This window comes from Gordonia sihwensis NBRC 108236, assembly GCF_000333035.1.
Classification (GTDB): Bacteria; Actinomycetota; Actinomycetes; order Mycobacteriales; family Mycobacteriaceae; genus Gordonia; species Gordonia sihwensis.
The window spans coordinates 1-14883 of sequence record NZ_BANU01000048.1 but is presented as its reverse complement, the minus strand read 5'-3'; the positions used below and the strand labels follow the sequence as shown (position 1 = coordinate 14883).

The following is a 14883-nucleotide window of genomic DNA, read 5'->3' as shown; positions in this document are numbered from 1 at the left end:
CGCGCCCGCTCCCGCCACTGCGGGCCGGCAGGCCGACGCGGCGGTTCCGGCGGCGCGGCTGCCGCAGCCGACGCTCACCGATCGGGAGGTGGAGGTGCTGCGCACCTGGCTGATGCTCGATTCGAAGCCTGCGGTCGCCGAGGCGCTGTACATCTCGCTCGGCACGGTCAACACCCATCTGACCCGCATCCGGGCCAAGTACGCCGAACTCGGCCGTCCGGCCTCCACCAAGGCCGCGCTCGTCGCCCGTGCGATTCAGGACGACATCGTCGACATAGACGAGCTCTGAGGCCCGGCCGGTCGCCGGTGAACCTGCCGGTCCTACCGGTGCCGCAGCATCGGCACGTCGAGACCGACCGGCGGCACGCCGAAGGCGTCGACGAGCGTCTGAGCGTGCGGCCGCAGGTCGGCGCAGAGTTCGTTGACGCCGCGACGGACGGCCTTGGCGCGTTCCACGCTGACGTGCCGGTGCATGAGGAACCACGACAGGTCCTCTTCCAGGACCGAGTAGACGAACAGGTCGCGGACCCGCTTGAGCAACCGGCGGGTCTCGCGGTCCTGGACTCGTCCGATCACCTCGACGAAGGTTTCGAGAACGATCCGCTCGATGTGCGCCTGCCCGACCTTGATCAGGTGATCCTGGGTGTCGGTGAAGACCGCTACCGGATCGGCGTCGTCCTCGCGGGCGCGTCCCAGCCGTCCCGCGACCGTCCGGGTGAGGTGATCCTCCCGGTTGCGGAGCAGCCTGAGCTGAGTTCCGGGGTGTGTGAGGGCGCTGTTCTCGGGGTCTTCGTCGGAGCCGTCGAGCAGGGTCTGCACCACCTGCCGCGCCGCGGTCTTCTCCAGCGCGACGCTGCCTGCCATGTTGGCGACGAACCTCACCCATCCCACGGGGTCGAGGTCGCGGATGTCATCCGCGTACGAGGTGAGCTGCTGCTTGGCGACGAGTTGCGTGAGTACCAGGTTGTCGCCCTCGAAGGTGGTGAAGACGTCGATGTCGCCGCGGAGCAGGGGCAGCAGATTCTCCGACAGGTACCCGGCGCCACCGCAGGCTTCGCGCGCCTCGGAGATCGCGCGCTGGGCCAGCGCCGTGTGACCGGCTTTGATGGCGGCGGCCTTGGTCTCCAGACGGCGCATGTCGGCCGGGTCGACGGTGTCCGGGTCCGCGGTCTGCAAGTCGTGGAGTTCGGCGGTGACCTCGTTCTGTGCGAGTGCGAAGGCGTATGCGCGCGCCACCAGGGGGAGAAGCCGTCGCTGGTGTGTGCGGTAGTCCATCAGCAGCAGTTCGCCGTCGCCGCCGGGCGCCTGAAACTGTCGGCGGACCAGGGCGTAGTTCACCGCGAGGGCCAGGCCGAAGCGTCCCGCGGCACCGGCCGAGGCGCCTACGGTGACGCGGCCGCGGACCAGGGTGCCGAGCATGGTGAAGAACCGGCGGTTGTCGGACTCGATGGGGCTGGAGTACGTGCCGTCGGCGGCCACGTCGCCGTACCGGTTGAGCAGGTTGGCGCGCGGGACACGGACGTGGTCGAAGGAGATCCGGCCGTTGTCGACTCCGGGGAGACCGCCCTTGTAGCCGCAGTCGGAGGTGGTGACGCCGGGGAGGTCGGCGCCGTCGGCGTCCCGGATCGGCACCACGAAGCAGTGGACGCCGCGGCCGACCGGTTCCTCGCCCGGCCCGCCGGTGACGAGCTGTGCGAAGACCGCGGCGTAGCGGGCGTGGGCGGCGGCCCCGCCGATGTAGTCCTTGCGCGAGTTCGGCGTCGGCGAATGGATTTCGAACTCTTCGGTGTCGGGTCGATAGGTGGCGGTGGTCTCCAAGTGCTGGACGTTGGATCCGTGGCCGGTCTCCGTCATCGCGAAACAGCCGAGTACGTCGAGGTCGATGAGGCCGCGGACGTATTCGTCGTGGTGGCGTGCGGTGCCGAGGTTCTCGATGGCTCCGCCGAACAGGCCCCATTGGACGCCGGCCTTGACCATCAGCGAGAGGTCGCCGTAGCCGAGGGTCTCGATGGCGGTGACGGCTGCGCCCACGTCACCGGTGCCGCCGTGCTCGGCCCGGAAGCCGGCAGCGGGGAAACCGAGGGCGACCATCTCCTTCATCTGGCCGAGCACGCGGGCGCGATAGTCGTCGAGGGACAGTCCGGACTGGGGGAGCAGTGCGTGAGTCTGGATGTGGTCGCGCACGGTGTCGCGGGTGGCGGACCACCGCCCGTCGAGGACGGTGCGCAACCGGGCGGCCAGATCCGCTCCGGTGTCGTCGGTGCCGGCGTCTGCAGAACTCGTCTCGGGGCTCATGCCCTGACCCTACCGAGGGGTTGCCGACGCCGGGAGCGGAGCGGAGTGCGTGGAGCGGTGTGCGCGGGTCTCGGCAGCTGGTGCGATAATCGCCGGGTGGCGAGCATTGAAGAGATTCTGGCCGTGGAGCGGATCGACAACGACATCTATCGCGGCGGTTCCTTCCCGAGCCAGCTGCGCAGGACGTTCGGCGGTCAGGTGGCCGGGCAGGCCCTGGTGGCCGCGACCCGGACAGTGGACCGGGAGTTCGCCGTCCACTCGTTGCACGGCTATTTCCTCCGGCCGGGAAGGCCGGACGAGCCCGCGGTGTTCATGGTCGACCGCATCCGCGACGGGCGTTCGTTCGTGACCCGGCGGGTGACCGGTGTGCAGGACGGCGAGGCGATCTTCTCGATGTCGGCGTCGTTCCATGTGACCCACGACGAGGGCATCGAGCACCAGGATCGGATGCCCGAGGTGCCGGACCCGGAGTCGCTGCCGGGCCGCGAGTCGGCGGACGACAGTCAGAGGGCGCTGCTGGAGGAGTGGGCGAACTTCGACATCCGGATCGTCGGTCAGGCGGAGACCTCCAGGTATCCGGGGCTGGCCGCACAACAGCGGGTCTGGTTCAAGTACCGGCTCCCGTTGCCGGACGACCATCTGCTGCACGTGTGCACGCTGGCGTACATGAGTGACATGACGCTGCTGGGGTCGTCGATGACGGTGCACCCGGGGGCGAAGGCGCAGACGGCCTCGCTCGATCACGCGATGTGGTTCCTCCGGCCGTTCCGGGCCGACGACTGGCTGCTGTACGACCAGACCTCGCCGTCGGCGGGCGGCGGGCGGGCCCTGACCCAGGGCCGGATCTTCGACCGCTCCGGCCGGATGGTGGCCGCGGTGACCCAGGAGGGACTGACCAGGTCGGTCGCTACCGACTCGGCCGCGTCGATCATGAGGCAGGACCGGTGAGCGTGCGGATCGGTGTGCTCGCTCTGCAGGGCGATGTCCGCGAGCACGTGGCGGCGCTGGCCGCGTGCGGTGCCGAGGCGGTGCCGGTGCGCCGGGAATCGGAGCTCGACGCGGTGGACGGCCTGGTGATCCCCGGCGGCGAATCGACGGCGATGAGCCGGCTGCTCGGTGTGTTCGAGCTCTACGACCCGCTGGTGAAGCGGTTGCGTGACGGGCTGCCCGCGTACGGCTCGTGCGCGGGGATGATCATGCTGGCGTCGAAGATCCTCGACACCCGGCCGGACGCCCGGCATCTCGACGCACTGGATGTGACGGTGCGGCGCAATGCGTTCGGGCGTCAGGTGGAATCGTTCGAGACCGATCTGAGCTTCGCCGGCATCACCGACCGACCGGGGGAGCGTCCGGTGCGCGCCGTGTTCATCCGGGCGCCGTGGGTGGAGGAGACCGGGCCGGGAGTGCAGGTCCTGGCGACGGTGGACCGCGGGCCCGCGGCGGGGCGTGTCGTCGCCGTACGGCAGGGAAACGTGCTGGCCACGTCGTTTCATCCGGAGGTCACCGGCGACGTGCGCGTGCACGAGTTCTTCGTCGATATGGTTGCCACAGCGTAGAATCTGCCCGTGCCCTGACAGGCATCGCTGACTTTTCACGAAGGGAACACCACAATGAGCGGCCACTCCAAATGGGCCACCACCAAGCACAAGAAGGCTGTCATCGACGCCAAGCGCGGCAAGATGTTCGCCAAGCTGATCAAGAACATCGAGGTGGCGGCTCGTACGGGTGGTAGTGATCCGGCAGGCAATCCGACGCTGTACGACGCGATTCAGAAGGCGAAGAAGTCGTCGGTCCCGAACGACAACATCGAGCGCGCACGCAAGCGCGGCGGCGGTGAAGAGGGAGGCGGCGCCGACTGGCAGAACATCACCTACGAGGGCTACGGCCCCAACGGCGTCGCCATCCTGATCGAGTGCCTGACCGACAACCGCAACCGTGCCGCGACCGAGGTCCGGGTGGCGATGACCCGCAACGGCGGCAACATGGCCGACCCGGGCTCGGTGTCGTACCTGTTCACCCGCAAGGGCGTGGTGACGTTGGAGAAGGGCGATCAGACCGAGGACGACGTGCTGATGGCCGTGCTGGACGCGGGTGCCGAGGAGGTCACCGATCTGGGTGATTCCTTCGAGATCGTCAGCGAACCCGGTGATCTGGTCGCCGTGCGCACGGCGCTCCAGGAGGCGGGAATCGACTACGACTCGGCCGAGCCGGACTTCCGCGCGTCGGTCGAGGTGGCCGTCGATGCCGAGGGTGCGCGCAAGGTGATGAAGCTGATCGATGCGCTGGAGGACTCCGACGACGTTCAGAACGTCTACAGCAATGTCGACATCAGCGACGAGGTGCTCGCCGAGCTCGAGAACGACTGATAGAGTCTCGAACAAGTGTTCTTACCGCTGCGCTGCAGCGGAGGATGCCGTCGTCGTGCCCGTCGGGTGCGACGACGGCCTTGATCGGGAAGTGAGGCGCGAGTGCGAGTCATGGGCGTCGACCCCGGCCTCACCCGATGCGGAATCGCGTTGGTGGAGGCGGGAACCGGCCGCAGAGTCACCGCGCTCGACGTCGACGTGGTCCGCACCCCGGCCGACATGGAACTGGCCGAACGGCTGCTTGCGATCCACGTGGGCGCCGTCCACTGGATCGACACGCACGGACCCGACGTCGTGGCGATCGAGCGGGTCTTCGCGCAACGCCAGGTGAGCACGGCGATGGGTACGGCACAGGCGGCGGGCGTGATCGCGCTGGCCGCCGCGCAACGCGGAATCCCGGTGCGGTTCCACACGCCGAGCGAGGTGAAGGCCGCTGTCACCGGCTCCGGCCGGGCGGACAAGGCGCAGGTGACGGCGATGGTCACGCGGATTCTCGGAATGCAGACGCCGCCGAAGCCGGCCGACGCGGCCGACGCGCTCGCGCTGGCCATCTGTCACTGCTGGCGCGGTCCGGTCAACGATCGCATGGAAGAGGCCGCCAAGCGGGCGCGCGAGGCGCAGAACCGTCATCGCGCCCGGCTCAAGGCGGCACAGGAGGAGGCCCGCGCTGTGCTGGGCGGAGAGGCGGCGTCGTGATCGCGTCCGTGTCCGGCGAGGTCATCGACATCGCGCTCGATCACGCTGTGATCGAATGCGCCGGAGTCGGCTATCGCGTCTTGGCGACTCCGCCGACTCTCGGGTCGCTCAAGCGGGGGACCACGGTGCGGCTCCTCACCGCCATGATGGTGCGCGAGGACTCGATGACGCTGTACGGCTTCACCGATCCCGAGGCGCGCGACCTGTTCGGGTTGCTGCAGACGGTGACCGGCGTCGGTCCGCGTCTGGCGATGGCGACGCTGGCGGTCCTCGAGCCGGACACCCTGCGGCGTGCGCTGGCCGATTCGGATGCGAAGGCGCTCACGGCGGTTCCGGGGATCGGCAAGCGGGTGGCCGAACGGCTGGTGGTGGAGTTGCGCGACAAGGTGACCGCTGGACCGGCGTCGTCGCAGGCGGGAGTCTCGGTGCCTGCCGGAGCCGGCGCCCAGGTCACCGAGGCTCTCGTCGGCCTCGGCTTCACCGAGGGCGCCGCGCAGAAGGCCGTCGCCGCGGTACTCGCCGACAACGCCGACGCCGACTCGTCGGCTCTCCTTCGCGCCGCGCTCACCGCCCTCGGGCCGCGTCGATGAATCCGGAGGAAGACTTCCTGGCGGCCGGTCCCATCGCGGGCGACGGTGACCTCGACGCGAGTCTGCGGCCGTCGAGCCTGACCGACTTCATCGGGCAGCCGCGCGTCCGCGAACAGCTCGAACTGGTGCTGCACGCGGCGCGGGCGCGGGGCCGCACGCCCGATCACATCCTGCTGTCGGGGCCTCCCGGGCTGGGCAAGACGTCGCTGGCGATGATCATCGCCGGCGAGATGGGGGCGGCGATCCGCATCACCTCGGGCCCCGCGCTGGAGCGGGCGGGCGATCTGGCGGCGATGCTGTCGAATCTCGTCGAGGGCGATGTGCTGTTCATCGACGAGATCCATCGCATCGCCCGGCCCGCCGAGGAGATGCTGTACCTGGCGATGGAGGACTTCCGCGTCGACGTCGTCGTGGGCAAGGGCCCGGGCGCCACGTCCATCCCGCTGGAGGTGGCGCCGTTCACCCTGGTGGGCGCCACCACGCGATCCGGCGCACTGACCGGCCCGCTGCGCGACCGGTTCGGATTCACCGCGCACATGGAGTTCTACGAGACCGGCGAGCTGGTCCGGGTGCTGCAGCGGTCGGCGGCGATCCTCGGGATCGCCATCGAACCGGAGGCTGCGGCCGAGGTCGCCGGACGCTCGCGCGGAACACCCCGGATCGCGAATCGGCTCCTGCGGAGAGTGCGGGACTACGCGGAGGTCCGCGGCGACGGCCGCGTCGACCTGTCGGCCGCGCGCGCGGCGCTGGCGGTGTACGACGTGGACGAACTGGGACTGGATCGGCTCGATCGCGCGGTACTCGGCGCTCTCGTGCGCGGCTTCGGCGGGGGGCCGGTGGGCGTCTCGACGCTCGCCGTGGCCGTCGGCGAGGAACCGGCCACGGTGGAAGAGGTGTGCGAGCCGTTCCTGGTGCGCGCCGGAATGATCGCGCGGACTCCGCGGGGCCGTGTCGCCACCGCGGCGGCCTGGCATCACCTGGGTCTTCAGCCGCCGGCGGGTGCGATGGACCGAGTACTCGGGGTCCGCGTGCGCGAGGACGGCACCGGAACCCTCTTCGACTGACGCACGTCACGCCGTCGGACGGGCGGTCGCGCGACGCGATCGGTCGGAGCATGAATCAGAATCGCGACGCGAGCGCCACCTGTGAGTCTCGCGCCCGGCGGGCCTGGCACACTGGTCCCCATGGAATCGTTGATCCTCCCGTTGATGCTGGTCTTGATGGCCGGCTTCATGTTCTTCAGCATCCGCAACCAGAAGAAGCGTGCGGCCGCTATGAACGAGATGCAGAACTCCCTCGAGGCCGGTGCGCGCGTGCAGCTGCATTCGGGTCTCTTCGCCACCGTGGTCGACACCGGCGACGGTGACAGCGACGTCGTGAAGCTCGAACTCGCTCCCGGTGTGGTGACCGAGTGGAACCGGCTGGCCATCCGCGAGGTCGTGACGCCGGAGAGCGAGGCCACCGATGAGGCCCCCGAGGTGGAGACCATAGCGCTTGAGACCACCGCGATCGAGACATCAGAGATCGTTCCGGACGCGCCGGCGGCCGACGAATCGCGCGACGAGAAGAACGAAGCGAAGCCCGAAGAGAAGTAGACGACCCACGTGACTAAACCCAATCGACGCGCCGCCGGCACCAAGCTGCGGCCCGAGGTTGCACCGTGGAAGCCGCTCACGGTGTTCTTCGTCGTCCTCGGCATCATCTATGCGCTGGTGTTCTTCACAGGCGGCGGAAGCCCGAAGCCCAAACTCGGCATCGACCTGCAGGGCGGCACCCGGGTGGTGCTGACCGCTCGCACCGACGACGGCAAGGCGCCCTCGGCCGAACAGCTCGACCAGGCGCGCCAGATCATCGACCAGCGCGTCAACGGCCTCGGCGTCGGCGGCTCGGAGGTCGTCGTCAACGGCAGCACCATCGTCATCACCGTGCCGGGTGACGACGGCAAACAGGCTCGTGCGCTCGGTCAGACCGCGCGGCTCTACATTCGTCCGGTCGTCGAGCAGCAGCCGGCGACCAAGCAGAAACCGGATCCGACGGCCAAGAAGGTCGCCGATATGACGCCGGAGGAGCAGACCGCGGCCATCGACGAGCAGCGCAGCCTGCGGCAGGCCCCGGCGAACGCCGACAAGGCCACCCTCGACAAGCTCCGACAGGAGATGGGCAAGCTCGACTGCTCGGCGTCGGCCAACGACCCGCTGGTGGGCCACGACCGGCCGGACGAGTACCTCGTCACCTGCGGTGACAAGGACGGGATGGTGTACCTGCTCGAGCCGATGCTGATCGACGGCCGCGATATCGCGAGCGCGAAGGCCGGGCAGAACCAGACGGGCGCGTGGACGGTCAACGTCGATTTCAAGGGCGACGGCAAGAAGACGTGGGCCGACTACACGGGCAAGCACGTCGGAACCCCGACCGCGGTCACGCTCGACACCCGGGTGCTGAGTGCGCCGTCGATCAACCAGCAGATTCTCGGCACCACCGAGATCAGCGGCTCCTTCACCCAGGACGAGGCGAACCAGCTGGCCAACGCACTGAAGTACGGTTCGCTGCCGCTGTCGTTCGCGATGTCGGACGCTCAGACGGTCTCGGCGACCCTCGGACTGCACTCGCTGCAGGCAGGCCTGATCGCCGGCCTGGTCGGCCTGATCCTGGTCCTGATCTACTCGCTGATCTACTACCGCGCGATGGGCTTCCTGTCGGTGCTGTCGCTGATCCTGGCCGGTGCGATGGTGTACGGCATCATCGTGCTGCTGGGCCGCTGGATCGACTTCACGCTCGACCTCGCGGGCATCGCCGGTCTGATCATCGGCATCGGCATGACCGCCGACTCGTTCGTGGTCTACTTCGAGCGCATCAAGGATGAGATGCGTGAGGGCCGGACGGTGCGGTCGGCGGTGTCCCGCGGCTGGCAGAGCGCGCGGCGCACGGTCTGGACCGGCAACGCGGTCAGCTTCATCTGCGCGGCGATCATCTACCTGCTCGCCGTGGGGGCGGTGCGCGGATTCGCGTTCACCCTGGGCTTGACCACGCTGATCGACATCGTCATCGTGTTCCTCGTGACGCACCCGCTGGTCGTGCTCGCGAGCCGGAACGAGTTCCTTTCCCGACCGGCCGTCAACGGCCTCGGCGCGGTATCGGAGGTGGCGCGGGCTCGTCGCAAGGCGAGCGCAGCGGCACGCACCTCCGGCTCCGCCGCTGATCGATCAGAGGGGGAGTCGCAGTGAGCGACAAGACGACCTCAGACACGTCGCGCTCCGGCACGGCGCCCGCGGACTGGGCCGACGCCGACTACGTCGCGGCCAAGGACCAGTCCTTCCTCTCCCGCCTGTACTCCGGCACCGGCGCCTTCGACGTCGTCGGGCGGCGGCGCCGCATGTGGTACGTCATCTCCGGCGTGCTGATGCTGATCTGCATCCTGTCGATCGCGATCCGCGGGTTCACCTTCGGCATCGACTTCGAGGGCGGAACCCAGGTGTCGGTGCCCGCACGCGCCGGCGTCACCACGAGCGAGGTGTCGAAGGTATTCAGCGACACCCTCGGCAAGGACCCGCAGTCGGTTCAGCAGGCGGGCAGCGGCAACTCCGCGACCATCCAGCTGCGCACCGAGACGCTCACGACCGAGGAGACCGGCAAGCTCCTGCACGCGCTCGGCACGGCCTTCGAGCCGGAGGTGACCCAGGCCGATGTGAGTTCCTCCGACGTCAGCTCGACGTGGGGCAAGGAGATCACGCGAAAGATGCTGATCGCGCTCGCGGTGTTCCTGGTAGTGGCGTTCATCTACATCGCGATCAGATTCGACAAGGAGATGTCGATCGCGGCGATGGCCTCGCTCATCTTCGACCTCGTCGTCACCGCCGGCATCTATTCGCTCGTCGGTTGGGAGATGACGCCCGCGACGGTGATCGGCCTGCTGACGATCCTCGGCTTCTCCGTCTACGACACGGTGGTGGTCTTCGACAAGGTCGAGGAGAACACCAGATCGGTGCTCGCGACCACGCGCCGCACATACGCCGAGCAGACCAACCTCGCGGTGAACCAGACGCTGATGCGCTCGATCAACACCACGGTGATCTCGATCCTGCCGATCATCGCGCTGATGGTGGTCGCCGTGTGGATGCTCGGTGTCGGCACGCTGAAGGATCTGGCGCTGATCCAGCTCGTCGGCGTGGTCGTCGGCACCTTCTCCTCGGTCTTCCTCGCCTCGCCGCTGCTGGTGACGATGAAGGAACGATCGACCGACATCAAGCGGCACACGGCCAAGGTCCTCGCCCGCCGAGAGAAGGTCTCAGCATGATTCACCCGCGGCTGCGCCGTGCCGCAGCTCTGCTCGCGGTCGGTGCGGCCGCGGGTGGAGCACTCGTCGCGTGCGGCGGCGAGAAGCGGTCGGACGTGGACTACCTCATCGACGCACGGGTGTCGTCGTACAACGTCAACACCGTCGACGCGCATGCCGACGGTGCCCTGATGGCGCTGACCCGCGTGCTCCCGGGCTTCTCCATCGTCGGCCCGGAGGGCCAGATCCTCGCCGATCGGGACGTGGGCACCGTCTCGCAGGAACAGGGCGAGGCCCTGACTCTGCGCTACGACTTCACACCCGCCGCGGTCTACTCCGACGGCACCGCGCTCAGCTGCGACGATCTGTTCCTGGCGGCGACCGCGATGGGCGGCTCGGTACCGGGTTTCGACGCCGCCACCAACGCGGGCTACCGCGACATAGCCCGTGTGGAATGCACACCGGGCGCCCGGACCGCCACCGTGGTCTTCAAACGCGGCAGCGCCTACGGCCAGTGGAACGAGCTCTTCGGTTCCGGAACGCTGCTGCCCGCGCACGTCGTGGCGCGGCTGGCGGGCGTGCCCAACGTGGTCGACCCGATCCGCTCGGGCGACCGGACCGCGATCGCCAAGATCGCGAAGGCGTGGAACACCGGTTTCGACCTTCGGCCGGGAGCCGCGGTCGAGGCCGACCGGTTCCCGTCCGCCGGTCCGTATCGCATCGACTCGTACACCGTCGACGGCGGTCTCAAGCTGGTCGCGAACGACAAGTGGTGGGGCGCGCGCCCGGCGGCGCAGACCATCACCGTCTGGCCGCGGGGCACCGACGGCGAAGCCGCCCTCGACGGTTCCCGGTCCACCGTCATCGACACCGCCGACCTCGCGCTCGGCGATCGGGTGTCCGGACGCGCCGCGCCCACCACCCCCGTCGACCGATCGACGTTGCGCGAACCGGCTCCACTGTCGGTGACGCAGCTGGTGTTCGCCGGCAAGGGGGCCGCGGCCGATCCGCTGGTGCGCAAGGCACTGGCGTCGTGCATGCCGCGCGACGCTCTCGCCCGCCGCTTCGGCACCAACGGCGTGGTGTGGAATCTGCGCACCGCCTCACCCGCGGATCCTCTGGGACCGTCGCTGAACGTCCAGTACGGCCGCCGGTACCCGCGGTCGGACGTGCCGCGAGCCAAGGAACTGCTGGCCCAGCGCGCGATCGGAGAGAACGGGGCGCGCGCGAAACCCCGGATCCGGATCGGATACCTCGCGAAGTCGCAGGAGAACGCCGACGCGGTCCGGATGATCGCCGACGCCTGCACTCCCGCGGGTTTCACCGTGGAGGACGTCGCCTCGCCCGATCTGTCGGTGACCGCGCTCGGCAAGGACGTCGACGCGCTGCTGCTCTCGGACGGGAGCTTCGCCGCGTCGAGCACCGCATCGGGCTTCCCCGAGGCGTACGCCCTCTTCGGCGGCGACCCGCTGAACCTGTCGGGTTTCCGTAACAAGCAGGTCAGCGACGCGATCACCGAGCTGGCGGCGACGCGCAGCGACAGCGCCCGGCTACCGCTGCTGCGGACGATCGAGACGGCGGCGTGGGACGAATTGCCGACGGTTCCGCTGTTCGGCACCGTCCGCGCACGGGAATCGTCGTCGGTCACGCATGTGGTCCCCGGGCTCGGCGTGTCGGGCACCGGCTGGAACATGGACCGCTGGGGCGTGTCGGGGTGAGCCTCACCGAACGCTCGTCCGACCTGCGGGGCCTCGCGCAGGCCGCGATCGAGCAGCATGCTCGGCTCGTCGCCGACTTCCCTTCGCCCGGTGTCGAATTCAAAGATCTGACGCCCGTGCTCGCCGATGCGGCGGCGTTCGCCGCGGTGACCGGCGCACTCGCCCAGGCCTGCGCGGGGGCCGACCTCATCGCGGGCATCGACGCGCGAGGCTTCCTCGTCGGCGGTGCCGTGGCCCGCGAACTGGGCACAGGTCTCGTCGCGGTCCGTAAGGCGGGCAAGCTGCCGCCGCCGGTCATCGGGGTCGACTACCAGCTCGAATACGGCACGTCGCGGCTCGAGGTGCCGGCCGAGGGGATCGACTTCACGGGGCGCCGTGTCGCCGTGGTCGACGACGTCCTGGCGACCGGGGGCACGGTCGTGGCCGCCACCCGGCTGCTCGAATCCGCCGGCGCGCGGGTCGAGGCGATCGCGGTGATCATGGAACTCGCGGATCTGCCCGGCCGGGCCACGATCGCGGCGGACCTCGGACCCGCTGTTCGAGTGCATAACCTCTGCCGCGGCTGAGTACCATCGCGTTATGAGCGATCCCGATACCAAGCGCCCGGACGACGGTTCACCGCTGAGTTCGCGCCGCGTGCGAGCGCGTTTGGCACGGCGGATGACGGCGCCGCCGCGCAGCGGGGTCGCGCCGGTCCTGGAACCGCTCGTGAGTCTGCACCGCGAGGTGTATCCGAAAGCCGACGTCGCCGTCCTGCAGCAGGCCTATGCGGTGGCGGAGGAGGCCCACTCGGGCCAGTTCCGCAAGTCCGGTGATCCGTACATCACGCATCCACTGGCGGTCGCCACCATCCTCGCCGACCTGGGCATGGACACCACCACGCTGGTGGCGGCGCTGCTGCACGACACGGTCGAGGACACCAGCTACTCCTTGGAGAAGCTCGAGGCGGACTTCGGCGCCGAAGTGGCGCATCTGGTCGACGGCGTCACCAAACTCGACAAGGTGGCGCTCGGCAGTGCGGCGGAGGCCGAGACCATTCGCAAGATGATCATCGCGATGGCGCGTGATCCGCGGGTGCTGGTCATCAAAGTCGCCGACCGTCTCCACAACATGCGCACCATGCGGTTCCTCCCGCCCGAGAAGCAGGCCCGCAAGGCGCGCGAGACCCTCGAGGTGATCGCACCGCTCGCGCACCGGCTGGGCATGGCGACCGTGAAGTGGGAACTGGAGGATCTCGCCTTCGCGATTCTGCATCCGAAGAAGTACGAGGAGATCGTCCGGCTCGTCGCCGACCGCGCACCCAGCCGGGACACCTATCTCGCGCGCGTGCGCTCCGACCTCAACACCGCGCTCGGCGCCTCGCGCATCACCGCCACCGTCGAAGGCCGGCCGAAGCACTACTGGTCGATTTATCAGAAGATGATCGTCAAGGGCAAGGACTTCGACGACATCCACGATCTCGTCGGCATGCGCATCCTGTGCGACGAGGTCCGCGACTGCTACGCCGCGATCGGCGTGGTCCACTCGCTCTGGCAGCCGATGGCCGGCCGCTTCAAGGACTACATCGCGCAACCCAGCTTCGGCGTGTATCAGTCGCTGCACACCACGGTGATCGGCCCCGAGGGCAAGCCGCTCGAGGTGCAGATCCGCACCTTCGAGATGCACCGGACCGCGGAGTTCGGCATCGCCGCGCACTGGCGCTACAAGGAGGGCCGGAAGGGCAAGGGGCGCAAGGCGACCGACATCGCCGAGGTCGACGACATGGCGTGGATGCGGCAGTTGCTCGACTGGCAGCGGGAGGCGGCCGACCCGGGGGAGTTCCTCGAGTCCCTGCGCTACGACCTCGCGGTGAAGGAGATCTTCGTCTTCACCCCGAAGGGCGACGTGATCACGCTCCCCGCGGGATCGACGCCCATCGACTTCGCCTACGCGGTCCACACCGAGGTCGGCCACCGGTGCATCGGAGCCCGCGTGAACGGGCGACTGGTGGCGCTGGAGCGGGCGCTGGAGAACGGCGAAGTGGTGGAGGTGTTCACGTCCAAGGCCGAGAACGCCGGACCCAGCAAGGACTGGCAGAACTTCGTCGTCTCGCCCCGCGCCAAGGCCAAGATCCGCCAATGGTTCGCCAAGGAGCGCCGCGAGGAGGCGCTCGAAGCCGGCAAGGACGCGATCGTCAAGGAGGTCCGCCGCGGCGGTCTGCCCGTGCACCGGCTGGTCTCGGGCGAGTCGATCAACGCGCTGGCCAAAGAGTTCGGCTTCAACGACGTCGATGCGCTGTACACGGCGGTCGGAGAGGGTCATGTGCCCGCGGGACGGGTGGTGCATCGGTTGGTGGCGATGCTCGGCGGCGTCGACGCGGCCGAGGAGGAGATCGCCAATCGGGCCACTCCGTCGTCGCCGACCCGCAGCAGGCAGAGCGGTGACAGCGGAGTCGTGGTCGAGGGCGTCGACAACGTGCTGGTCAAGCTCGCCAAATGCTGCACCCCGGTGCCGGGCGATGAGATCCTCGGCTTCGTGACCCGGGGCGGCGGCGTCAGCGTGCACCGCTCCGACTGCACCAACGCCGACGATCTGCGGTCGCAGCCCGAACGCCTGGTCCCGGTGAGTTGGGCGCCCAACCCGTCCTCGGTGTTCCTGGTCGCGATCCAGGTGGAGGCTCTCGATCGGCACCGGCTGCTCTCCGACGTGACCCGCGTCCTCGCCGACGAGCGCGTCAACATCCTCTCCGCCTCGCTCACCACCAACCGTGATCGTGTCGCGGTCAGCAAGTTCACATTCGAGATGGGCGACCCCAAGCATCTCGGCCACGTGCTGAACGTGGTCCGCAACGTCGAGGGCGTCTACGACGTCTACCGCGTGACGTCCGCCGCCTGACCCGCGCCCCTTGAGGGTTCGGAGGGCGCGACGGGCCTGGTTCAGGGCTATCTGCCTCTTCAGGGTCATCG

The 14883-nt window shown here is 69.0% G+C and carries 14 protein-coding genes; 13 read left to right on the top strand and 1 reads right to left on the bottom strand.

All coding sequences use genetic code 11. The annotated features are described in order from the left end of the window. A partial coding sequence (locus GSI01S_RS19220; protein ID WP_006898336.1) for a helix-turn-helix domain-containing protein occupies positions 1-289 on the top strand: 289 nt, incomplete at its 5' end. A 32-nt stretch (positions 290-321) separates the two neighbouring features. On the opposite strand, the gene GSI01S_RS19215 is transcribed toward GSI01S_RS19220, so the two are convergent. Beyond that, positions 322-2295: an acyl-CoA dehydrogenase family protein gene (locus GSI01S_RS19215; RefSeq protein ID WP_006898335.1), complete on the bottom strand. Its 1974-nt coding sequence runs from the start codon at positions 2293-2295 to the stop codon at positions 322-324. A 96-nt stretch (positions 2296-2391) separates the two neighbouring features. Between GSI01S_RS19215 and tesB the strand changes: the two genes are divergently transcribed. From tesB to GSI01S_RS19155, 12 genes are all read left to right on the top strand, one after another. Further along, entirely contained in the window at positions 2392-3243 is an 852-nt protein-coding gene (gene tesB, locus GSI01S_RS19210; protein WP_006898334.1) for an acyl-CoA thioesterase II, read from the top strand. Beyond that, complete coding sequence (gene pdxT / locus GSI01S_RS19205) at positions 3240-3851, top strand: pyridoxal 5'-phosphate synthase glutaminase subunit PdxT (RefSeq protein ID WP_006898333.1); 612 nt, start codon at positions 3240-3242, stop codon at positions 3849-3851. Before tesB ends, pdxT begins: the two co-directional genes overlap by 4 nt. A gap of 54 nt (positions 3852-3905) precedes the next feature. Beyond that, a complete protein-coding gene (locus tag GSI01S_RS19200) occupies positions 3906-4661 on the top strand; it encodes a YebC/PmpR family DNA-binding transcriptional regulator (protein ID WP_006898332.1) in 756 nt (251 codons plus the stop codon). 102 nt (positions 4662-4763) lie between these two features. Continuing rightward, on the top strand, positions 4764-5357 hold the full coding sequence (gene ruvC, locus GSI01S_RS19195) for a crossover junction endodeoxyribonuclease RuvC (RefSeq protein WP_006898331.1): 594 nt from the start codon (positions 4764-4766) through the stop codon (positions 5355-5357). Then, the gene (gene ruvA / locus GSI01S_RS19190; protein ID WP_006898330.1) at positions 5354-5947 is read left to right on the top strand and encodes a Holliday junction branch migration protein RuvA; all 594 of its coding nucleotides are present in this window, start codon (positions 5354-5356) and stop codon (positions 5945-5947) included. Before ruvC ends, ruvA begins: the two co-directional genes overlap by 4 nt. Beyond that, positions 5944-7011, top strand: a complete 1068-nt coding sequence (gene ruvB, locus GSI01S_RS19185) for a Holliday junction branch migration DNA helicase RuvB (RefSeq protein ID WP_006898329.1) — start codon at positions 5944-5946, stop codon at positions 7009-7011. Before ruvA ends, ruvB begins: the two co-directional genes overlap by 4 nt. A gap of 120 nt (positions 7012-7131) precedes the next feature. After that, positions 7132-7542 (top strand): preprotein translocase subunit YajC, encoded by a 411-nt coding sequence (gene yajC, locus GSI01S_RS19180; protein ID WP_039868224.1) that lies wholly within the window; start codon positions 7132-7134, stop codon positions 7540-7542. Positions 7543-7551: 9 nt separating this feature from the next. After that, positions 7552-9171, top strand: coding sequence for a protein translocase subunit SecD (gene secD / locus GSI01S_RS19175; RefSeq protein WP_006898327.1), 1620 nt, complete (start codon positions 7552-7554; stop codon positions 9169-9171). Next, the gene (gene secF, locus GSI01S_RS19170; protein WP_006898326.1) at positions 9168-10241 is read left to right on the top strand and encodes a protein translocase subunit SecF; all 1074 of its coding nucleotides are present in this window, start codon (positions 9168-9170) and stop codon (positions 10239-10241) included. Before secD ends, secF begins: the two co-directional genes overlap by 4 nt. Then, entirely contained in the window at positions 10238-11938 is a 1701-nt protein-coding gene (locus tag GSI01S_RS19165; protein ID WP_006898325.1) for an ABC transporter substrate-binding protein, read from the top strand. The genes secF and GSI01S_RS19165 overlap by 4 nt, the downstream gene beginning before the upstream one ends. Continuing rightward, positions 11935-12504 carry an adenine phosphoribosyltransferase gene (locus GSI01S_RS19160; RefSeq protein ID WP_006898324.1) on the top strand — a complete coding sequence of 190 codons (570 nt, stop codon included), beginning with the start codon at positions 11935-11937 and terminating at the stop codon, positions 12502-12504. Before GSI01S_RS19165 ends, GSI01S_RS19160 begins: the two co-directional genes overlap by 4 nt. Then, positions 12473-14812, top strand: a complete 2340-nt coding sequence (locus tag GSI01S_RS19155; protein ID WP_372452522.1) for a RelA/SpoT family protein — start codon at positions 12473-12475, stop codon at positions 14810-14812. The genes GSI01S_RS19160 and GSI01S_RS19155 overlap by 32 nt, the downstream gene beginning before the upstream one ends. Positions 14813-14883 lie beyond the last annotated feature (71 nt).

What these genes read in the sequence shown, in the direction of transcription:
- GSI01S_RS19215 (WP_006898335.1), bottom strand. Translation starts at nt 2,295, where the DNA reads ATGAGCCCCGAGACGAGTTCTGCAGACGCCGGCACCGACGACACCGGA.
- GSI01S_RS19200 (WP_006898332.1), top strand. Translation starts at nt 3,906, where the DNA reads ATGAGCGGCCACTCCAAATGGGCCACCACCAAGCACAAGAAGGCTGTC.
- ruvB (WP_006898329.1), top strand. Translation starts at nt 5,944, where the DNA reads ATGAATCCGGAGGAAGACTTCCTGGCGGCCGGTCCCATCGCGGGCGAC.
- yajC (WP_039868224.1), top strand. Translation starts at nt 7,132, where the DNA reads ATGGAATCGTTGATCCTCCCGTTGATGCTGGTCTTGATGGCCGGCTTC.
- GSI01S_RS19165 (WP_006898325.1), top strand. Translation starts at nt 10,238, where the DNA reads ATGATTCACCCGCGGCTGCGCCGTGCCGCAGCTCTGCTCGCGGTCGGT.